Raw genomic sequence first — 19,217 nt, 5'->3', positions numbered from 1 at the left:
TCCTGACGGAACGGCCCCCTGCATTTCATTGCAAATTCCGGTGATCTGGCGTCACGAGGCGCCCAGCTGCACCGGTTCGTCGTTGCTGACGGCGGTAGCGCTATCCGCGTCGAACTCGGCCATCTGCTTCAGCTGGTCCTTGGAATAGCCCTTGGCCCAGACATTGCTGCCGTCGCTGGAGAGGTCGCTCAGCGGGACGGCGACGTCATGTTCGCCCAGGCCCAGGAAGCCGCCGACACCGATGACGGCCATTTCCTTGCCGTTGACGACGACGACATTGTCGATCTCGCCGATGCTGTCGTTCTCGCCGACCATCACGTCGGCGCCCAGCAGCGCACCCACGGTCAGGGTGGAGGGCGACAGGTCGTTGCCGGCCATCTTGTCGGCGGTATCCTCCATCTTCTCACCGGCCTTGGTCATGCCCTTGTCGACAGCCGAGGCGGTGGCAGAGGCACCTTCCTTCATTTTCTCGCCGGCGGTGTCGGCGGCGTTGCCGGCGGCCTCCATGGTGTTCTGGGCGCCGTTCTTGATCGCCTCACCGGCCTTGCCGGCGGCATCGGCGGTGGCATCGGCGCCGTTCTCGACCTTCTTCTTCAGCGTGCCGTCGCTGTCGGTCTGGGTCTGCGCCTGGGCGTCGGTCGTCACCTGGCCGTTGTTGACCCCGGCAGAGAGGTTCAGCTCGGAGTCGGAGCTCGTCGTGGTCTGGGCCAGGGTCGGACCTGCAAGGATGGCAAGGGCGGCAACACTGGTCATCAGGGTCTTGATCGGTTTCATGGCGGATCTCCTTTCCGTCGTTCGGGGAGATAACGAGGCCGGGCCGCCCTGGGTTCCGATTGATTTCATGCAGCTTTCGCCATAGGCGGAAAAATGCCCCCGGCCACTCGCGCGGCCGGGGGCGGAATTTTCGCAGCGATGAACTGGGGGTTAGTCCCGGTTCATCCGGTTCTCGATCAGCTCGTCCACCACGGCGGGATCGGCCAGGGTGGACGTGTCCCCGAGGCTGCCGAAATCGTTCTCGGCGATCTTCCTAAGGATCCGGCGCATGATCTTGCCCGAGCGCGTCTTGGGCAGGCCCGGCGCCCACTGGATCAGGTCGGGCTTGGCGATCGGCCCGATTTCCGAGCGCACCCAGCGTTCCAGCTCCTTGCGCAGATCGTCGGAGGGCTCCTCTCCGTGCATCAGGGTCACGTAGGCATAGATGCCCTGGCCCTTGATCGGATGCGGATAGCCCACCACCGCGGCCTCGGCGACCTTCTGGTGCGCGACCAGGGCGCTTTCGACCTCGGCGGTGCCCATGCGGTGGCCCGAGACGTTGATCACGTCATCGACGCGGCCCGTGATCCAGTAATAGCCGTCCTCGTCCCTCCGGCAGCCGTCGCCGGAGAAGTAGTAACCCTTGTAGTCGCTGAAATAGGTCTTCTCGAAGCGCTCGTGATCGCCCCAGACGGTGCGCATCTGGGCCGGCCAGCTGTCCTTGATGCACAGCACGCCCTCGCATTTGGTCTCCTCGATCTCCTGGCCGGAATGGGGGTCCAGCACCACCGGCTCCACGCCGAAGAAGGGCAGGGTGGCCGAGCCGGGCTTGAGCGGCGTGGCGCCGGGCAGCGGCGTCAGCAGGTGTCCGCCGGTTTCGGTCTGCCACCAGGTGTCGACGATCGGGCAGCGGCCCTTGCCGACATGATCGTTGTACCAGTTCCAGGCCTCGGGGTTGATCGGTTCGCCCACGGTGCCCAGCACCCGCAGGGTCGACAGGTCGTACTTGTCCACCCATTCCGGCCCCTGGCCCATCAGGGCGCGGATGGCGGTGGGGGCAGTGTAGAACTGCGTCACCTTGTGCTTTTCGCAGACCGCCCAGAAGCGGCCGGGATCGGGGTAGGTCGGCACGCCCTCGAACATCAGGGAGGTCGCGCCGTTCGCCAGCGGCCCGTAGACGATGTAGCTGTGCCCCGTCACCCAGCCCACATCCGCCGAGCACCAGTAGGTGTCGCCGTCATGGTAGTCGAAGACCAGCTCATGCGTCATCGCGGTGTAGACGAGGTAGCCGCCGGTGGTATGCACCACGCCCTTGGGCTGGCCGGTGGAGCCGGAGGTGTAGAGGATGAACAGCGGGTCCTCGGCGTTCATCTCCTCGGGCTTGCAGTAGTCGTCGGCCTCCAGCGTCAGTTCGTTGTAGTCGTAGTCGCGCTCGGGGATCCAGGTGACCTGATCGCCGGTGCGGCGCACCATCAGGCATTTCACCGTGTCCTTGCAGTGCAGCAGCGCGGTGTCGGTGTTGGATTTCAGCGGTGTCTTGCGACCGCCGCGCGGCGCGTAATCGGCGGTGATCACCACCTTGGCGTCGCAGCCGTTGATCCGGGCGCCAAGCGCATCCGGGGAAAACCCGGCGAAGACCACCGAATGGATCGCGCCGATGCGGGCGCAGGCCAGCATCGCATAGGCGGCCTCGGGGATCATCGGCAGGTAGATGATCACCCGGTCGCCCTTGCCCACGCCCATGTCGCGCAGCACGTTGGCCATGCGGCAGACCCGGCGGTGCAGGTCGCGATAGGTGATCGACTGGGCCTGGGCGCCGGGATCGTCGGGTTCGAAGATCAGCGCGGCCTGGTTGCCGCGGGTCTTCAGGTGCCGGTCGATGCAGTTCACGGATGCGTTCAGCGTACCGTCGGCGAACCACTTGATCGACACCTCGCCCAGGGTGAAGTTGGTGTCCTTGACGGTGGTGTAGGGCTGCATCCAGTCCAGCCGCTTGCCCTGTTCGCCCCAGAAGGCTTCGGGGTCTGCAATGCTGGCCTTGTACATCCTGTCGTACGTGGCGATGTCGATATGGGCGTCGCGGGTAAAATCTGCGCTGGGGGTAAACGCTTGATCGTTCATCTCGGGGCCTCCTCCCTTCGAATGTCTTTCCTCAACAATATGGGTACGCCTGCGGCGGACGACCGGCAACCGATACGTTCGCCGCAGGCCTGGGTCAGATCGCCAGATATTCGGCGCGCAGTTCCTCGTTGGCGAGGACCTCGGCGGCAGAGCCGTCGTAGACCACCGACCCGGTATCGAGGATGACCGCCCGGTCGGCCAGTTCAAGCGCCCTCACGGCATTCTGTTCGACCAGGATCGTGGTGATGCCCTGTTCCTTGATCACCCGCAGGGTCTTCTCGATCTCGTCGACGATGACCGGGGCCAGCCCCTCGTAGGGTTCGTCCAGCAGCAGCACCTTGATGTCGCGCGCCAGCGCCCGGGCGATGGCCAGCATCTGCTGCTCGCCTCCCGAGAGGGTGACGCCCTCCTGCATCCGCCGTTCGCCGAGGCGCGGGAACAGGTCGTAGAGACGGTCGATGGACCAGCCGATGGGCGGGGCGATCTGAGCCAGCTTGATGTTTTCCTCGACCGTCAGGCCGGGAATGATCGAGCGGTCCTCGGGCACGAGGCCGATGCCCGCCTGCGCTGCCTGGTAGCTGGTCATCCGGTGCAGGGGCTGGTGGTCCAGCCAGATTTCGCCCTTCATCACCTGCGGCGCGTTCATCCGCGCGATGGAGCGCAGGGTGCTGGTCTTGCCGGCGCCGTTGCGCCCCAGCAGTGCCAGGATCTCTCCCTCGTGGACGTTGAAGCTGACGTTCTGCACGATGTAGCTTTCGCCGTAGTAGCTCTCCATGTTCCAGACGGAGAGGAAGGCGGGCGCGGTTTCGGCCAGGTTGTGGCCCTTCGAGAAATCGGCTCTGGTGTTCATGTCTGTCCCCTATGCGGCTGCCGCGCTTTCGCCCAGATAGGCTTCGCGCACCTTCGGATGGCCCTTGATCTTCTCCGGCACGTCCTCGACCAGGGGGGTGCCCTGGGCCAGAACGGTGATCCTTTCGGCAAGAGAGAACACGACGTGCATGTCGTGCTCGATGATGGCGATGGTGATGTCGCGTTCGGCCTTGATCTGCTTCAGCAGGTCGATGGTGTTGTTGGTATCCGCCCGCGCCATCCCGGCGGTGGGTTCATCAAGCAGCAGCAGGCGGGGTTCCTGCGCCAGGCACATGCCGATTTCCAGCCGCCGCTTGTCGCCCCGCGACATGGAGGCCGAATGCATCTCGCGCTTCTCGATCATGTTCATGTCGATCAGCATCTGCTCGGCCTTGTCGCGGATCTCCGCATCGCGGCCCAGGGTGCGCAGGGCGTTCAGCTTGAAGACCCCGTCGCGCTTGGCAAGGCAGGGGATCATCATGTTCTCCATCACCGTCAGGTCGCCGAAGATCTCGGGCGTCTGGAAAACGCGGGAAATACCCATCTGGTTGATTTCATAGGGCGTGCGGCCCAGCACCGACTGGCCGTCGAACATGACGGAGCCGGTATCGGGGATCAGCTTGCCCACCAGGCAGTTCAGCAGGGTGGACTTGCCCGCGCCGTTCGGTCCGATCAGCGCATGTACGGTGTTTTCCGCAATCGAAAGATTGACGTTGGAGAGCGCCTGCAACCCGCCGAAGCGCTTGCCCACGTTCTTGACTTCGAGAATGCCCATGGTTGCCTCCTTACTCGGCCGGGGTGGACTGGGTGGCCTTGGCGGCCGCGTCGCGGCGGCGGAACAGCCGCCCGATCTTCTGTCCGCCCTGCACCAGACCGCCGGGCAGGAAGGTCACGACCAGCATGAACAGCAGGCCCAGCGTCAGGTGCCAGCCGGAGCCGACGAAATGCTCGACCACCCAGATCACCGCGTTTTCGATGCTGTCGGGCAGGATGTGGAACCAGGAATGCAGGACGTTGTCGTTGATCTTCGAGAAGATGTTCTCGAAGTACTTGATGAAGCCCGCGCCCAGCACCGGGCCGATCAGCGTGCCCGCACCGCCCAGGATGGTCATCAGCACGACCTCGCCCGAAGCCGTCCACTGCATCCGCTCGGCGCCTGCCAGCGGATCCATGGAGGCCAGCAGACCCCCCGCAAGACCCGCATACATCCCTGAGATCACGAAGGCCGCAAGGGTGTAGGGCTTGGTGTTCAGCCCGGTGTAGTTCAGCCGCGTCTGGTTCGACTTCACCGCCCGCAGCATCAGCCCGAAGGGCGAGCGGAAGATGCGGATGGAGATGTAGAAGGCCAGCAGCAGCAGTGCGCCGCACAGGTAGTAGCCGTTGTTGAACTGGAAGGCCCAGCCGCCCAGCGTCAGGGTCGTCGTCTCGCGCATTTCCATCCCGAAGAGGTTGGTGACCGGGATGCCGCCCGCCGCCGTCTGCGAGACGCCGAGGATGCGCGGATCCTCAAGCGTCAGTTGCAGCCCGGTTTCCCCGTTGGTGAGCGGGGTGAGGACGGAATAGGCGAGGTTGAAGCTCATCTGGGCGAAGGCCAGCGTCAGGATCGAGAAGTAGATGCCCGAGCGGCGCAGGGAGATGAAGCCGATCAGCAGCGCGAAGAGGCCCGCGACGACGACCGACAGGATGATCGCCGGGATCACGTTCATCGACAGCAGCTTGAACATCCACACTGCCGAATAGCTGCCGACCCCCAGGAAGGCCGCATGGCCGAAGGACAGGTAGCCGGTCAGCCCGAACAGGATGTTGAAGCCCACCGCGAAGATCCCGAAGATCATGAAGCGCTGCATCAGGTCGGGATAGCCCGCGTTGAACTGCGCCAGGGCGCTGTCCGCCGGGAAGGGGTTCAGGATGAACGGGGCCAGGAGCACCAGCGCCGCGACGATCCCCAGCAGGATGAAGTCTTTCTTTCCGAGACCCAGCATGGATTAGTCCTCCATCACGCCCTTGCGGCCCATCAGGCCCCGCGGACGCATAAGCAGAATGATGATGGCGGCGACGTAGATGATGATCTGGTCGATGCCGGGGATGAGGCTCTTGATGGCGTTCATCGAGGCGAAGCTTTCCAGCACACCCAGCAGGAAGCCCGCCAGCACCGCGCCCGGAAGAGAGCCCATGCCGCCAACCACCACCACGACGAAGCTGAGGACCAGGAAGTCCATGCCCATGTGGTAGTTGGGTGAATTGATCGGGGCATACATGACCCCCGCCATGCCGGCGACGGCGGCGGCGATGCCGAACATGATGGTGAAGCGGCGGTCGATGTTGATGCCCAGCAGGCCCACGGTTTCCCGGTCCGCCATGCCGGCGCGCACCACCATGCCGAAGGTGGTGAATTGCAGGAAGGCGAAGACCCCGCCGATGATCACGGCGGCGAAGGCGAAATAGACCAGCCGCCAGTAGGGATAGATGATGACGTTCGGATCCAGCCCCAGCATGGCGCCGAAATCGAAGCTGCCGCGGAAGGCGTCGGGGGCCGGGGTGGCGATCTGGTTGGCGCCGAAGTAATGCTTGATCAGCTCCTGCAGCACGATGGCCAGGCCGAAGGTCACCAGGATCTGGTCGGCATGGGGGCGGCGGTAGAAATGCTTGATCAGCCCGCGTTCCATGATGAAGCCGATGGCGATCATCACCGGGATCGAGAACAGGATCGCCAGCGGCACCGACCAGTCGATGATCGCGGCGCCGACATCGGGGCCGAACCAGCTTTCGACATAGGGGGTCTTCACCTTCAGGGGATTGCCCAGGAAGTCGGTGCGGGTGGGATCGAGCGTCTCGAACGAGAGGTTGAGGATCTTGTTCAGGGTGACGGCACAGAAGGCGCCGATCATGAACAGCGCCCCGTGGGCAAAGTTCACGACGCCCAGCGTGCCGAAGATCAGTGTCAGGCCGAGCGCGATCAGCGCATAGGCAGAGCCCTTGTCGAGCCCGTTCAGGATTTGCAGGATGATGGCGTCCATGTCCCTACCTCGGTTTTTGCGAAGGGACCCGGGCGGGGCCCTCCGGAGGAAGGGACCCACGGCCCGGGTGAAGGGCCGCGCCATGGCACGGCCCGCAGGGCGAAGGCGCGCGGCCCCGAAGGCCCGCGCGGATCAGGAGTTACGCCCCGGGATTGCAGGCGCCGAGGGAGCCGCCCGCGAACATCGGGTGGTCGGGCGCATAGGTGACCTGGTCGACCGGCGTCACCTCGACCACTTCCAGCAGGTCGAATTCGGACTGCGGGTTCTCCTTGCCGCGCACGACCAGCACGTCCTTGAAGCACTGGTGGTCCGCCGCCCGGTACAGGGTCTTGCCGTTGCCCAGCCCGTCGAATTCGTAGCCTTCCAGCGCCGCGCCGACGTCGCAGGGGTTGAAGGACTTGGCCCGCGCCACCGCATCGGCATAAAGCAGCGTCTGCACGTAGCAGGTATGGGCCGCCTGGCTGGGCGGGAAGCCGTACTTAGTGCCGAAGCTCTTCACGAAGGCCTTGGTGCCCTCGTCCTGGAGCGACCAGTGCCAGTTGGTGGAACCGTAGATGCCCTTCACGTTCTCGCCCGCGCCGCGGGCCATCAGGCGGGAATAGAGCGGCACGACGATCTCGAACTGCTTGCCGTTGACGACCTTGTCGCGCAGGCCGAACTGCACCGCCTGGGTCAGCGAGTTCACCATGTTCCCGCCGTAGTGGTTCAGGATCAGCACATCCGCATCGGTTTGCAGGATCGGCGTGATGTAGGAGCTGAAATCCGTCGCGGCCAGTGGCGTGCGCACCGTGTTGACGGTGGTCCAGCCAAGCGCCTCGGTGGCGGCCTTGATGCTTTCTTCCTGGGTCCAGCCCCAGGTGTAGTCGGCAGTCAGGTGATAGGCCTTGCGGTCGGTGCCGTAGTTCTTGGCCAGCACCGGCGCCAGCGCGGCGCCCGACATGTAGGCGTTGAAGAAGTGGCGGAAACCGTTGGCCTTCTTGTCCTTGCCGGTGGTGTCGTTGGAATGGGTCAGCCCCGACATGAAGATCACGCCGGCCTCCTGGCAGAGGCCCTGCACCGCGACGGCCACGCCCGAGGACGAGCCGCCCGAGATCATGATCGCCCCGTCCTTCTCGATCATCGACTTGGCCGAGGCGCGGGCGGCATCGGATTTCGTCTGGGTGTCGCCGGTCACGTATTCGACCTTCTTGCCCAGGATGCCGTTGCCCTCCAGTACCTTGGAGCTGAAGGTCTGCAGCATTCCGCCGTCGCCGTCGCCATTCAGGTGCTCGACCGCCAGCTGGAAGGCGCGCAGCTCATCCGCGCCCTCGTCGGCATAGGGGCCCGATTGCGGCACGTTGAAGCCCAGCGTCACCGAGCCGCCGGTGGGGGCATTGGTGAAGGCATGGGCCGCGCTGGTAAAGATGGTGGGCATCGCCAGACCGGCCGAGCCGATGGCCCCGGTCTTCAGAAGGCCCCGACGTGTCAGAAGCTTCGACATAGATTTCCTCCCTGGATTGTGCGACCGGACCTCCTCCGCCCGGGCCGCGTGCAGGCGGTCCATGTCCCCACATGATCCGCGATGCAAAGACATCATCGCAGGGAAATGGAAAATCACGCAACAAGACACTTGAAATGAAGGGTTTTTTTGTAAACAAAATCACCATGACCTTGGGGAAGTCGTAAATTCCTTCATTCGCGGTCGCAGAAACGGATTGAAAGGACAGGGAAAAGCCATGCCACGGGAGGGACGCGGGTTCGACCTGACGGGCAGCCGGATCCGGGAACGGCGGCTGCATCTGGGGATGAAGCAGGCAGATCTGGCGCGGGCGGCGGGGATCTCGGCCTCCTATCTCAACCTGATCGAGCACAACCGCAGGAGAATCGGCGGCAAGCTTCTGCTCTCGCTCGCCGCGGCGCTGGGGGTGGAACCCTCGGCGCTGAGCGAGGGGGCAGAGGCCGCGCTGCTGGCCGGGTTGCGTCAGGCCGCCGCCTCGGTGCCCCAGGCCGGTGCCGAGCTGGAGCGGATCGAGGAATTCTCGGGGCGCTTCCCGGGCTGGGCTGGGGTGGTTTCGGCGCAGGGGCGCAGGCTGGCGGCGCTGGAGCGCAGCGTCGAGGCGCTGAGCGACCGGATGAGCCATGATCCCCATCTTGCGGCCTCGCTGCACGAGGTGCTTTCGACCGTGACCGCCATCCATGCCGCCGCCGGGATCCTGGTGGCCGAGACCGCGCTGGAGCCCGAATGGCGCGACCGCTTCCACCGCAATATCGCCGAGGACAGCGCCCGCCTGGCCGAGGGCGCCCGCCGCCTGGTGGCCGAGCTTGAGGACGAGGAGGCCCAGGCCGCCGACCTTGCCACGCCGGAGGACGAGGTGGAGGCCTGGCTGGCCGCCCATGAGCATCATTTCCCGGCGCTGGAAGCCGGCGGCAGCGTCGATGCGCTGCTGGAAGGCGAAACCCGCCTTGGCACCGATACTGCCCGGCGCCTGGCCCGGCGGCTGCTGGAACGCTATGCCGGGGATGCCGCGCTGCTGCCCGCCGACCGGCTGGCGGCGGCGCTGCCGAAGGGGCCGCTGGATCCCGGGGCGCTGGCGGTGCGCTTCGGGCTGGACCCGGCGCGGATGATGCGGCGCCTTGCGGCGCTGCCGCGAGCCGCCTGGGAAGAAGTCGGCCAGCCGGTGCCGGGGCTGGTGGCCTGCGACGCCTCTGGCACGCTGACCTTCCGCAAGCCGCTGGAGCGGTTCGCCCTGCCGCGTTTCGGTGCCGCCTGTCCGCTCTGGCCGCTGTTCCAGGCGCTGAGCCGCCCGATGATGCCGCTGGCCTCGGTGGTGCGGCTGGCGGGGCGCAGCGACCGGGTGTTCCGCATCCATGCCATCGCCCAGCCCTTCGGTCCCCCGGTGCCCAACCGCGAACCGATGTTCGAGGCGCACATGCTGTTCCAGCCCGCCCCCGGGATCGAGGCCGCCGCCACCTTGCCGCGCATCGGCATCACCTGCCGGATCTGCCCCAAGCCCGCGTGCCGGGGCCGCCGCGATCCCTCGATCCTGGCCGAGGTCCCCTGACCGGCATTCCCTGATCTGCGGCAAATGTCGCGTGATCCGCATATGGGACTTCCCCGACCGGCCTCGGGGCTGGTAACAACGGTGTGACTTGGCCAGGAGGGAGGGGAGGACCGAATGGGCAAATCCGTGCTTGTCATCGAGGACGAGCCGAACATCAGCGAAGCCATCGGCTTCATCCTGTCGCGCGACGGCTGGCGCGTGGCAACCCATGCCAACGGTGTCGATGCGGTCGAGGCGGTGCAGGCGCGCAAGCCCGATCTGGTGATCCTGGACGTGATGCTGCCCGGGCGTTCGGGCTATGACATCCTGCGCGATCTGCGCGCGGATGCCGCCACCGGCGCCCTGCCGGTGCTGATCCTGACGGCCCGCGGCCAGGCCCGCGAACGCCGCCTGGCGAGCGAGGCCGGGGCAAGCCATTTCATGACCAAGCCGTTTTCCAATGCCGAGGTGCTGGAGGCGGTGAATGCGCTGATCGGCGCATGAGGCCGCCGCGCGGCCCGGTCTTCCTGGAACGCCGCAGCTACCGGCGGCGGCGCCTGATCGATGCCGCCCGCCTGCTGCCGCTCCTGGGGGTGCTGCTGCTGGGGGTGCCGATGCTTTGGCCGCAGGGCCCCGAACAAGGGGTGCCGGCCTCGCGCGCGATCCTCTACATCTTCGGGATCTGGGCGGGGCTGGCGCTGGCCTCGGCGCTGCTGGTGCGGCGGCTGCCCGACGAGGCGCTGGAGGCCTATGACGCGGGCGTCGGCGATCTGCCGGCAGACGCGCCGAACCGGCGGCCGCTGCGGTCGGATGAAAAGGCGGGCTGATGGTCTCTCTCAATGTCCTGACGGCGGTCTGCATCTGCTACGGGGCCTTCCTGTTCCTGATCGCCTTCGCGGCAGAGCGCGCCGGGCGGCAGGGCCGCAGCGGCTGGCTGAAAGCGCCGATGGTCTACACGCTGTCGCTCTCGGTCTACTGCACGGCCTGGACGTTCTACGGCGCCGTGGGCTATGCGGCGCGCTCGGGGCTGGAATACCTGACGATCTACATCGGCCCCTCTCTGGTGATGATCGGCTGGGTCGTCGGCCTCAGGAAGATCCTGCGGATCGGACGCAGCCAGCGGGTCACCTCCGTTGCCGACCTGATTTCGTCCCGGTTCGGGAAATCGAACCTGCTGGCGGTGGCGGTGACGCTGATCGCGGTGGTGGGCACCACGCCCTATATCGCGCTGCAACTGCAATCGGTGACCCAGAGCTTTGCGATCTTCGCCGCCCCCGAGGGGCCCGGCGCGGTCGCCGATACGCAATCCCTCGCGCTCTGGGTGGCGGCGGGGCTGGCGGCCTTCACGGTGCTGTTCGGCACCCGCAACCTTGATGCCAACGAACGTCACCACGGCGTCGTCATCGCCATCGCGGTGGAGGCGGTGGTCAAGCTTTGCGCGCTGCTGGCGGTGGGGATCTTTACCGTCTGGGGCATCGGCGGCGGGCTGGAGGAGACGCTGGCGCGGATCGACGCCCATGCCGCGCTTGGCCAGTGGCAGATGGACAATGGCCGCTGGTCGGGGCTGATCTTCCTGTCGGCGGCAGCACTGCTGTGCCTGCCGCGGATGTTCCAGGTCCTGGTGGTGGAAAACGAGGACGAGCGCCACCTGCGCACCGCCTCCTGGGCCTTTCCGGCCTACATGATCGCCATGAGCCTGTTCGTCATGCCGATTGCGGTGGCCGGGCTGACCCTGCTGCCCGAGGGCTCCAACCCCGACATGTTCGTGCTGACGCTGCCTTTGTCGGAAGGGCAGAGCGGCCTTGCGGTGTTCAGCTTCATCGGCGGCTTCTCCTCGGCCACCTCGATGGTGATCGTGGCGGCGATCGCGCTGTCGACCATGGTGTCCAATCACATCGTCATGCCGATCTGGCTGAAGATGCAGCCGGGGCAGGGGGCCATGGTGTCGGGGGATGTGCGCCATGTGGTGATCAGCGCCCGGCGGGTGTCGATCATCGGTGTGCTGTTCCTGGGCTACCTGTACTACCGCCTGTCGGGCGGGGGCACGGCGCTGGCGGCCATCGGCCTGATCAGCTTTTCCGGCGTGGCGCAGTTCCTGGTGCCGATGCTGGGCGGCATCTTCTGGCGCGGCGCCACCCGGGTGGGGGCGCTGGCGGGGCTGGCCACGGGCTTTGCGGTCTGGCTGTGGTGCCTCTTCCTGCCCTCTTTCGGCGACGGTGTGGTGCTGTCGCAGGCAGTGCTGGCCGAGGGGCCGCTGGGGTTTGGCTGGCTGCGGCCCCAGGCGCTGTTCGGGATCTCGGGCCTCGATCCGCTGGTGCACGGTGTGCTGTGGTCGATCCTGCTCAATGCGCTGGTCTTCACGCTGGGCTCCCTTCTGTCCTTCCCCAGCCCGATGGAGCGGCTTCAGGGCGCCCAGTTCGTCAATGTCTTCCAGCACTCCGGCACCCCGCGCAGCTGGTCGGGCGGCACCGCGCAAAGCGAGGACCTGCTGATCATGGCGCAGCGCCTGCTGGGCGCGCGCGAGGCGCAGGCGCTGTTTCAGGACGAGGCCGGGCGGCAGGGCGTCAAGGGCGTGCTGCCCGAGCCCTCTGCCGATTTCCTGCTGCGGCTGGAGCGTGAATTGTCCGGATCGGTGGGCGCCGCGACGGCCCATGCCATGGTCAGCCAGATCGTCGGGCGCGCAGCCGTCTCGGTCGAAGACCTGCTGGCGGTGGCGGATGAAACCGCGCAGATCATGGAATATTCCAGCCAGCTTGAGGCCAAGTCGGCCGAGCTGGTGCGCACCGCCCGCCAGCTGCGCCAGGCGAACGAGACGCTGACCCAGATCTCGCATCAGAAGGACGCTTTCCTGAGCCAGATCAGCCACGAGCTGCGCACGCCGATGACGTCGATCCGGGCCTTCTCGGAGATCTTGCGCGACACGCCCGAGATGACGGCGGCGCAGAAGGCGCGCTATGGCGGGATCATCCATGACGAGGCGCTGCGGCTGACCCGGCTGCTGGACGACCTGCTGGATCTCTCGGTGCTGGAGAACGGTCAGGTGCAGCTGGCGCTGGCGCCGGTGCGCCTGTCGGAGGTGCTGGAGCGCGCCATCGACGCCACCCGCTCGGACGGGGCCGAGATGGTCATCCACCGCGACCGCATCGCCGAGGGCGCCCTGGTCGAGACCGATGCCGACCGGCTGACCCAGGTCTTCATCAACCTGATCGCCAATGCCCGCAAGTATTGCGACGCCCCCCGGCCCGAGCTGCGCATCGCCGTCTCGGCCGAGGGGGCGGCCTGGCGGATCGACTTCATCGACAACGGCAGCGGTGTGCCGCGCGACCAGCAGGCCGTGATCTTTGAGAAATTCGCCCGGGTGGGCGAGCAGAAGGCCGGCGGCGCGGGGCTGGGCCTGGCCATCTGCCGAGAGATCCTGGCGCGGCTGGGTGGCAGCATCGCCTATCTTCCGGGCCAGGGCGGGGCGGCGTTCCGGGTCTCGGTGCCGCGGCGCAGCGCAAAAGCGGCGCGCTAGGCGATCTTCAATCGAATGGTAACCTTCGCCCCCCTAGATGAAGGGGATTGTCCGCGAGTGGCGGTGGCGGAGTAGAATGTCCAGCAGCAAGTCCAATGCAGTCCTGCGCAGAAAGGCGTCCGCTGCACGTGAGGTCCACCTCGCGCGGGCTATGTCGCCTGCCAAGGCGCTGCGCCTGTCGCTGGCGAAAAGCGCCGATGAGCTGCTGGAGCTGGCACTGGTGGTGCGTGACTCCGCGGTGGACGTGGTCCCGGCGGACCGTCTGAAAGAGCATTTCTCGGACGACATGCTGCTGATCCTGACCGATGGTCCGGAGCGGTGCGTGGGCGTGGTGGCGATGGACCTGGCCGCGACCTCGGCGCTGGTCGAGCAGAACACCATGGGCTACGTCAGCCATTCCGAACCCGACGCCCGCAAGCCCACCTCCACCGATGCCGCGCTGATGGCGCCCTTCCTGGACGATATCTTCCTGCGCGTCTCGATGATGCTGGAGGGGGACCGTGAAAGCTGGTGGCTGACCGGTTTCCACTACGGCTCGCGAATCGAGAACCTGCGCCTGATGGGGCTGGCGCTGGATGCGGCGGAATTCACCGTCTTCCGGCTGGAGGTCGAATTCGGCGGTGTCCGCAGCGGCTTCATCCGCATGGCCTTCCCCGAGCGTCCGCGCCCGCGCGACATTCTGGGCCATGACGAGGGCGAGGATCAGGGGCGCACCCTGGGCGAAGCGGTGATGACAGCGCCGGCGGCGATCTCGGCGGTGCTGCACCGCACCCGGATGCCGCTGCGCGACATGAGCCGGCTGAAGGTCGGCGACCTGATCCCGGTGCCGCGCGCCGCCCTGGGCGAAACCCGGCTGGAAACGCTGGGCGAGGAAGGGCGTCCGCATTGCATCGGTCATGTCAAACTGGGGCAGATGAACGGTTTCCGCGCCGTGCGGCTGACCATGGCGGGACTGGCGGAGGCGCGCAGCCTGCTTTCGGGCGGGGATGACGGGCCCGGGGAGGGATTCTCCGGGGCGGACTGGTCCGCCTCCGACAGTTCCGAGGCGGAGTCCGGCCTGCCGGACCTGCCGATGTCGCCCGCCTTCGACCCGGAGCCGGACCCGGAACCGGAGATGGAGATGGAAGAGCCCCCGGCGATGGCGCCGATGGCCTTCGACGACCTGCCGGACCTGTCGGACCTGCCCGAGCTGGGCGGCGAGGGCGACGATTTCCCGGCCATGTCCCTGGCGCCGCTCGGCGATCTGCCCGATCTCGAGTAAGGGGACTGCCCCTGCGGCGAAGACCCGTTACCCCGGGAAGGCTGCGCCCTGCGCCGGTGCATCCGGGGGCGGAGGCGGCAAGAAGGCGCGGCAGGACCGCGCCTTTGTGCTTTTGCGACCGTCGCGACCGCGAAACGCCGCCGGACCCTGGCGTCAGCCGAGGATCTGCATCAGGCGCGGGCGCAGGCCCGACAGGTCGTAGCCGGCCCGGGCGGTGGCTTCGAGGATCTCGTCCGCCGTGGCCGTGCCCTGGCTCGCCTGGCCCAGGGACCAGATCACCGAACAGCGCGTGCCGGAGGCGCAATAGGCCAGCACCGGGCCGCCGGCGTTTTCGGCCAGGTCCATCTGGAGGGCGACGTTCTCGGGGGTCATGGTGTCATGGGTCAGCGGCAGCACCACGAAATCGATCCCTGCGGCCTCGGCGGCCTCGGCCATGGCGGCGGCCTGGTGCGAGGGCGGGTTCTCTGCATCGGGGCGGTTGCAGATGACGCGCACGAAGCCCGCCGCGCGGATCGCGGGCAGGTCCGAGGGCTCGATCTGCGGAGAGACGGTGTAGGTCGGGGTGATCTGACGAAGGTTCATGCGGGAACTCCTAAATGCCGGTGCGACAGCGGGCCGGGGAAGCGGCACCTCTCTGCCCGGGGGCGGGGCCGGTGTCATTTCCTTTGGCGCAATCTACGACTTTGGTTATAGTCAAACGGAGCCGGAACGCGATGGGAGACGCGCCCGGTTTCAGCATGAAATTGCGAAGGGGCACCAGACAGCCATTCCGCTGCCCAGGGTTTCTTCGCGGCTTCCGGAGGAGAGAGTCATGAATACAGCGACCCCAAATGAACTGCACCGGAAACTGGCCGATGTCTCGGACCTGATTGCGGGGACCCGCCCGGGCAATCGGCATCAGCACCTTACGAAACTCCATGAACTTGTTGGAGATTTTTCCAGGAAAGGCCTGAACGTGCCGCCCAATCTGCGGCGCCTGCAAGAGGACCTGACCAACGAGGCGATCGAATCCCGGTTCGACAATATGCCGATCTGACAGTGCGAGCCGCCCCGCAACGGGGCGCCAGCGTGACCCATCGCGACCCCGCCGGAGATTTTCTTCGGCGGGTTTTTTGTAGTTATACCAATGACTTTTGCCGCAGTGCCGCAGGAAAATGCTGCGCTGTAACATTTCGTGATTCGGGTCGGGGCCGCTGTCCGGACCGGCTGGAAGACTCACCCTTGGCGCGTTTTCGCGCCAAGGGATGCTCTGTGCGGTTGTGTCAGAATGTCGCGCCCGGGGGCGGGGCGATCAGCTCAGCGAAATGCCGAGGATCACCATCATCAGCCCGATCACCGACATGAACAGGCCGCCCATGTTCAGCGGCATCGCCTTCTGGATGGCGATGCGCAGCTCGGCATCCTCCAGCTGCGCGCGTTTCGCGCGGGCGACGCGGACGATCGACCAGACAAGGCCCGCCAGCCCGCATGCCGAGATCGCGGTCCCGATCCAGATCAGCCATTCCATCGCGTGCCCTCCGCCGCCGGTTGTTCCGGCATCGCGCGTAAAGCAGCCGGCGCGGTGATGCAAGCGGCCCGGCCCCTCTTGCGGCAGAAGGCCCGCGCGGCTAGCAAAAGGGCCTGCCGCCCAGGGCGGAAAAAGCACGAGAGGGATCCCGATGGAAGAACAGGAAAGCCAGGCCGAGGCGAACTACCGCGTCTCTGCGGGGGAACTGCGCCAGTTCGTCGAACGCTTCGAGCGGCTCGAGGCCGAAAAGAAGGACATCGCCGACCAGCAGAAGGAAGTGATGGCCGAGGCCAAGGGCCGTGGCTACGACACCAAGGTCATGCGCAAGATCATCGCGCTGCGCAAGCGTGACAAGAACGACATCGCCGAGGAAGAGGCGGTGCTGGAAATGTACATGGAAGCGCTCGGCATGAGCTGAGGCCTTCCGGGCCGGGGCATCCGTGTCCCGGTCCGGCCCGGAGAACGATCCATAGACCGATCCATTTCCGAATCCCGGCCCGCACCCCGGGCGGCCTCAGGGCCGGATCAGGTGCACCCCGCCGATGGCGGCGACATTCTCAAGATCCCCTTCGTAGCGCTGCGTCAGCTCTGCCACCAGCTCCGGTGTCCAGCCGGGCAGGGCGATCGACTGCGTCAGCACCTCGGGCATGGCATAGGTGGCCAGGATCGTCTCGGCGGCGCGGCGGCGCTGCGCCTCGTCGATGCCGGGATGGGTGTCGAGGAACTGGCGGAACCGGGTCAGCCCTTCGGGGGCCATGATCTCGCGCAGGATGTCCCAGCCGCCGGCCACCGGCGCCTCGGAGGGCAGACCGGTCATGCGGCGCAGGATCTCTCCCCAGATCAGCGGCGTGTCCTCGTTGCACCAGACCGTGAGGCGGACCTCGGGGGCGGCTCCGCGCAGCCGGCGCACCAGGTCGGACCAGAACAGCTCCCGCACCTCGACGGCGCCGAGGAAGGTGGTGAAATCCTCTTCCGGGATCAGCCGGAACAGTTCCGGGATCCAGGAGGCGGGATTGCGCAGACCCAGGAACAGCTCGATCTGGTCATCGGGAAACAGCGCGCTCAGATCGGCCAGCCGGCTTTCGGCCTGGCGGTAAAGCTGGGCGTCCTGCAGCGTCAGCTTCGGCACGCAGAAGAGGTTCTCGTGCGAGAGTACCAGCCGTTCGGGCCGCTGATCGGGGGCGGGGCCCTCGGCGATCTGCGCCAGCAGCGCCTCCCTGGCGCCCTCGGGCGGCGCGGCGCGGGTCAGCTCATGCAGCACGTCGCGCAGGGCGCGGCGGTAGCGGGAGGGGCCGGGCACGCAGATCCCGGCGCCGGCCAGGGCTTCGCGGTTCTTCAGCAGGCCCCGGACCAGGCGGTCCTCGTCCGTGGCATGGACCCCGGCATGGATGGCGATCTGCATGGGCCGTTCTCCTTCCTCTCAACCTCCGGTATACATTGGGAACCCGGCAGACCAAGCGGTTTCAGAAGACGGAGGGGACATGCAGGCACAGGACGGCACGGTTGCGACAACGGGCCGCTGGCGCGCACGGCTGCGGCTGCGCGGCGGCGGGCCCTGGTCGATGGGGGCGGTGCTGATCGCGCTGGTGGTGCTGGCGCCGATCGCGGCGGTGATCTGGACCGCCCTGCACCCCGAGCGCAACATCTGGCCGCATCTGGTCTCGACCACGCTGCCGCGCTACCTGGGCAATTCGCTGCTGCTGATGGCGGCGGTCGGGACGATCACCGGGGTTGCGGGCAGCGGCTGTGCCTGGCTGGTGACGCGCTACCGCTTCCCGGGCGCGCGGGCGCTGGAATACCTGCTGCTGCTGCCGCTGGCGATCCCGGCCTATATCGGGGCCTATGCGCTGGTCGACTTCCTGGAATATGCCGGCCCGGTGCAGACCGGGCTGCGCCATCTCTTCGGTTGGAGCTCTGCGCGGGACTATGCCTTCCCCGAGATCCGATCGCGCGGGGCGGCGATCCTGGTGCTGTCGGCGGCGCTTTATCCCTATGTCTACCTGCTGGCCCGCGCCGCCTTCCGCGAACAGTCCGGCGGCGGAGAGGAAGTGGCGATGTCGCTGGGGCTGGGGCCCTGGCGGCGTTTCGTGAGGGTGGGCCTGCCGATGGCGCGCCCGGCCATTGCCGCAGGGGTGGCGATCGTGATGATGGAGACGGTGAATGACTATGGCACGGTCAGCTATTTCGCGGTGCAGACGCTGACCACGGGCATCTTCTCGGTCTGGCTGCAAAGCTACAATGCCGGTGGCGCGGCGCAGATCGCCTGCGTGATCCTGGGGCTGGTGGTGGCGCTGGTGCTGCTTGAGAAGACCTCGCGCCGGCGGCTGCGTTACTACGCGCTGTCGAACCGGCATCGCCCGGTGCTGAAGCGGCGGCTGAGCGGCTGGCGCGGGGGGCTGGCCTGCCTGGCCTGCACGCTGCCCTTCGCCCTGGGCTTCGTGCTGCCCGGTGCGGTGATCCTGTCCCATGCCCTGGGCCGGCAGGGGGGCTGGGCCGATCCCGGGCTGCTGCGCGCGCTGGTGCACACCCTGACGGTCTGCGGATTGGCGGCGGTGGTGACGGTGGCGGCGGCGCTGTTCCTGGTCTACGGCGTGCGGCTGTCGGGGGCGCGGCTGCCGCGGCTGCTGATGCCGGTGACGACCATCGGCTATGCCGCCCCGGGGGCGGTGCTGGCGGTCGGCATTCTGGTGCCGCTGGCGGCGCTGGATCACCGGCTGGCCGACGGGCTGTTCGCGCTGACCGGCATCGATCCGGGGCTCTTGCTGACGGGGACCGGCTTTGCCCTGGTGCTGGCCTACTCCGTGCGCTTTTTCGCCATTGCCCAGGGGGCCACCGACAGTGCCATGGGGCGGATCCGGCCCTCCCTGCCGATGGCGGCGCGCTCGCTCGGGCGCAATCGGGGGCAGGTGCTGCGAGAGGTGCATTTCCCGCTGATCAGGGGCTCTCTGGTGTCGGCGCTGCTGCTGGTCTTCGTCGATGGCGTGAAGGAGTTGCCGGCGACGCTGCTGCTGCGGCCCTTCAATTACGACACGCTGGCGACGCGGGTGCATGAGAAGGCCAGCCTTGAACAGCTGGGCGAGGCGGCCCCGGCCGCGCTGCTGGTGATCGCGGTGGGTCTGTGCGCGGTGGGCTGGCTGGCCCGGACCCACCGCTGAGCCCGCCGCTTTGGGCTTGA

18 protein-coding genes are annotated in these 19,217 nt (G+C 67.0%); 8 read left to right on the top strand and 10 right to left on the bottom strand.

The annotated features are described in order from the left end of the window. Positions 1-51 precede the first annotated feature (51 nt). The 7 genes from KM176_RS16795 to KM176_RS16765 form a co-directional block, all read right to left on the bottom strand. Positions 52-774, bottom strand: coding sequence for a PRC-barrel domain-containing protein (locus tag KM176_RS16795; protein WP_160895174.1), 723 nt, complete (start codon positions 772-774; stop codon positions 52-54). A gap of 150 nt (positions 775-924) precedes the next feature. Then, positions 925-2,874: an acetate--CoA ligase gene (gene acs / locus KM176_RS16790; protein ID WP_160895175.1), complete on the bottom strand. Its 1,950-nt coding sequence runs from the start codon at positions 2,872-2,874 to the stop codon at positions 925-927. Between the two features lie 94 nt (positions 2,875-2,968). After that, the gene (locus KM176_RS16785) at positions 2,969-3,724 is read right to left on the bottom strand and encodes an ABC transporter ATP-binding protein (protein ID WP_160895176.1); all 756 of its coding nucleotides are present in this window, start codon (positions 3,722-3,724) and stop codon (positions 2,969-2,971) included. Between the two features lie 9 nt (positions 3,725-3,733). Beyond that, a complete protein-coding gene (locus KM176_RS16780; RefSeq protein WP_160895177.1) occupies positions 3,734-4,498 on the bottom strand; it encodes an ABC transporter ATP-binding protein in 765 nt (254 codons plus the stop codon). 10 nt (positions 4,499-4,508) lie between these two features. Continuing rightward, the gene (locus KM176_RS16775) at positions 4,509-5,705 is read right to left on the bottom strand and encodes a branched-chain amino acid ABC transporter permease (protein ID WP_160895178.1); all 1,197 of its coding nucleotides are present in this window, start codon (positions 5,703-5,705) and stop codon (positions 4,509-4,511) included. A gap of 3 nt (positions 5,706-5,708) precedes the next feature. After that, the gene (locus tag KM176_RS16770; RefSeq protein WP_160895179.1) at positions 5,709-6,740 is read right to left on the bottom strand and encodes a branched-chain amino acid ABC transporter permease; all 1,032 of its coding nucleotides are present in this window, start codon (positions 6,738-6,740) and stop codon (positions 5,709-5,711) included. Between the two features lie 139 nt (positions 6,741-6,879). Then, positions 6,880-8,220: a substrate-binding protein gene (locus KM176_RS16765; protein ID WP_160895180.1), complete on the bottom strand. Its 1,341-nt coding sequence runs from the start codon at positions 8,218-8,220 to the stop codon at positions 6,880-6,882. A 235-nt stretch (positions 8,221-8,455) separates the two neighbouring features. Between KM176_RS16765 and KM176_RS16760 the strand changes: the two genes are divergently transcribed. From KM176_RS16760 to KM176_RS16740, 5 genes are all read left to right on the top strand, one after another. Further along, on the top strand, positions 8,456-9,781 hold the full coding sequence (locus KM176_RS16760; protein WP_160895181.1) for a helix-turn-helix transcriptional regulator: 1,326 nt from the start codon (positions 8,456-8,458) through the stop codon (positions 9,779-9,781). Between the two features lie 114 nt (positions 9,782-9,895). After that, a complete protein-coding gene (locus tag KM176_RS16755; protein WP_160895182.1) occupies positions 9,896-10,264 on the top strand; it encodes a response regulator transcription factor in 369 nt (122 codons plus the stop codon). Continuing rightward, the gene (locus tag KM176_RS16750) at positions 10,261-10,587 is read left to right on the top strand and encodes a hypothetical protein (protein WP_236045347.1); all 327 of its coding nucleotides are present in this window, start codon (positions 10,261-10,263) and stop codon (positions 10,585-10,587) included. The genes KM176_RS16755 and KM176_RS16750 overlap by 4 nt, the downstream gene beginning before the upstream one ends. After that, complete coding sequence (locus KM176_RS16745) at positions 10,587-13,274, top strand: ATP-binding protein (RefSeq protein WP_160895183.1); 2,688 nt, start codon at positions 10,587-10,589, stop codon at positions 13,272-13,274. The genes KM176_RS16750 and KM176_RS16745 overlap by 1 nt, the downstream gene beginning before the upstream one ends. A gap of 151 nt (positions 13,275-13,425) precedes the next feature. Continuing rightward, entirely contained in the window at positions 13,426-14,535 is a 1,110-nt protein-coding gene (locus tag KM176_RS16740) for a FliM/FliN family flagellar motor switch protein (RefSeq protein WP_160895184.1), read from the top strand. Between the two features lie 153 nt (positions 14,536-14,688). Here the strand turns inward: KM176_RS16740 and KM176_RS16735 are convergent, their stop codons facing one another. Then, on the bottom strand, positions 14,689-15,117 hold the full coding sequence (locus KM176_RS16735) for a TIGR01244 family sulfur transferase (protein ID WP_160895185.1): 429 nt from the start codon (positions 15,115-15,117) through the stop codon (positions 14,689-14,691). A gap of 229 nt (positions 15,118-15,346) precedes the next feature. On the opposite strand from KM176_RS16735, the gene KM176_RS16730 reads away from it, so the two are divergent. Continuing rightward, positions 15,347-15,571 carry a hypothetical protein gene (locus KM176_RS16730; protein ID WP_160895186.1) on the top strand — a complete coding sequence of 75 codons (225 nt, stop codon included), beginning with the start codon at positions 15,347-15,349 and terminating at the stop codon, positions 15,569-15,571. A 255-nt stretch (positions 15,572-15,826) separates the two neighbouring features. On the opposite strand, the gene KM176_RS16725 is transcribed toward KM176_RS16730, so the two are convergent. After that, positions 15,827-16,042 (bottom strand): hypothetical protein, encoded by a 216-nt coding sequence (locus KM176_RS16725; protein WP_160895187.1) that lies wholly within the window; start codon positions 16,040-16,042, stop codon positions 15,827-15,829. Positions 16,043-16,193: 151 nt separating this feature from the next. On the opposite strand from KM176_RS16725, the gene KM176_RS16720 reads away from it, so the two are divergent. Beyond that, entirely contained in the window at positions 16,194-16,460 is a 267-nt protein-coding gene (locus KM176_RS16720) for a DUF2312 domain-containing protein (protein WP_160895188.1), read from the top strand. 96 nt (positions 16,461-16,556) lie between these two features. On the opposite strand, the gene KM176_RS16715 is transcribed toward KM176_RS16720, so the two are convergent. Next, entirely contained in the window at positions 16,557-17,444 is an 888-nt protein-coding gene (locus tag KM176_RS16715) for a hypothetical protein (RefSeq protein WP_160895189.1), read from the bottom strand. Between the two features lie 79 nt (positions 17,445-17,523). On the opposite strand from KM176_RS16715, the gene KM176_RS16710 reads away from it, so the two are divergent. Next, positions 17,524-19,197, top strand: a complete 1,674-nt coding sequence (locus KM176_RS16710; RefSeq protein WP_160895190.1) for an ABC transporter permease — start codon at positions 17,524-17,526, stop codon at positions 19,195-19,197. Positions 19,198-19,217: the final 20 nt, after the last annotated feature.

Origin of the sequence: Pseudooceanicola endophyticus (assembly GCF_018760365.1) — a bacterium.
Classification (GTDB): domain Bacteria; phylum Pseudomonadota; class Alphaproteobacteria; order Rhodobacterales; family Rhodobacteraceae; genus Pseudooceanicola; species Pseudooceanicola endophyticus.
The sequence above is the reverse complement of the archived record's forward strand: the minus strand, read 5'-3'. Positions and strand labels throughout refer to the sequence as shown.

Bases quoted from the DNA above. Each gene is read 5' to 3' on its own strand.
- KM176_RS16795 (WP_160895174.1), bottom strand. From the start codon at position 774: ATGAAACCGATCAAGACCCTGATGACCAGTGTTGCCGCCCTTGCCATC.
- acs (WP_160895175.1), bottom strand. From the start codon at position 2,874: ATGAACGATCAAGCGTTTACCCCCAGCGCAGATTTTACCCGCGACGCC.
- KM176_RS16785 (WP_160895176.1), bottom strand. From the start codon at position 3,724: ATGAACACCAGAGCCGATTTCTCGAAGGGCCACAACCTGGCCGAAACC.
- KM176_RS16780 (WP_160895177.1), bottom strand. From the start codon at position 4,498: ATGGGCATTCTCGAAGTCAAGAACGTGGGCAAGCGCTTCGGCGGGTTG.
- KM176_RS16775 (WP_160895178.1), bottom strand. From the start codon at position 5,705: ATGCTGGGTCTCGGAAAGAAAGACTTCATCCTGCTGGGGATCGTCGCG.
- KM176_RS16770 (WP_160895179.1), bottom strand. From the start codon at position 6,740: ATGGACGCCATCATCCTGCAAATCCTGAACGGGCTCGACAAGGGCTCT.
- KM176_RS16765 (WP_160895180.1), bottom strand. From the start codon at position 8,220: ATGTCGAAGCTTCTGACACGTCGGGGCCTTCTGAAGACCGGGGCCATC.
- KM176_RS16760 (WP_160895181.1), top strand. From the start codon at position 8,456: ATGCCACGGGAGGGACGCGGGTTCGACCTGACGGGCAGCCGGATCCGG.
- KM176_RS16755 (WP_160895182.1), top strand. From the start codon at position 9,896: ATGGGCAAATCCGTGCTTGTCATCGAGGACGAGCCGAACATCAGCGAA.
- KM176_RS16750 (WP_236045347.1), top strand. From the start codon at position 10,261: ATGAGGCCGCCGCGCGGCCCGGTCTTCCTGGAACGCCGCAGCTACCGG.
- KM176_RS16745 (WP_160895183.1), top strand. From the start codon at position 10,587: ATGGTCTCTCTCAATGTCCTGACGGCGGTCTGCATCTGCTACGGGGCC.
- KM176_RS16740 (WP_160895184.1), top strand. From the start codon at position 13,426: ATGTCGCCTGCCAAGGCGCTGCGCCTGTCGCTGGCGAAAAGCGCCGAT.
- KM176_RS16735 (WP_160895185.1), bottom strand. From the start codon at position 15,117: ATGAACCTTCGTCAGATCACCCCGACCTACACCGTCTCTCCGCAGATC.
- KM176_RS16730 (WP_160895186.1), top strand. From the start codon at position 15,347: ATGAATACAGCGACCCCAAATGAACTGCACCGGAAACTGGCCGATGTC.
- KM176_RS16725 (WP_160895187.1), bottom strand. From the start codon at position 16,042: ATGGAATGGCTGATCTGGATCGGGACCGCGATCTCGGCATGCGGGCTG.
- KM176_RS16720 (WP_160895188.1), top strand. From the start codon at position 16,194: ATGGAAGAACAGGAAAGCCAGGCCGAGGCGAACTACCGCGTCTCTGCG.
- KM176_RS16715 (WP_160895189.1), bottom strand. From the start codon at position 17,444: ATGCAGATCGCCATCCATGCCGGGGTCCATGCCACGGACGAGGACCGC.
- KM176_RS16710 (WP_160895190.1), top strand. From the start codon at position 17,524: ATGCAGGCACAGGACGGCACGGTTGCGACAACGGGCCGCTGGCGCGCA.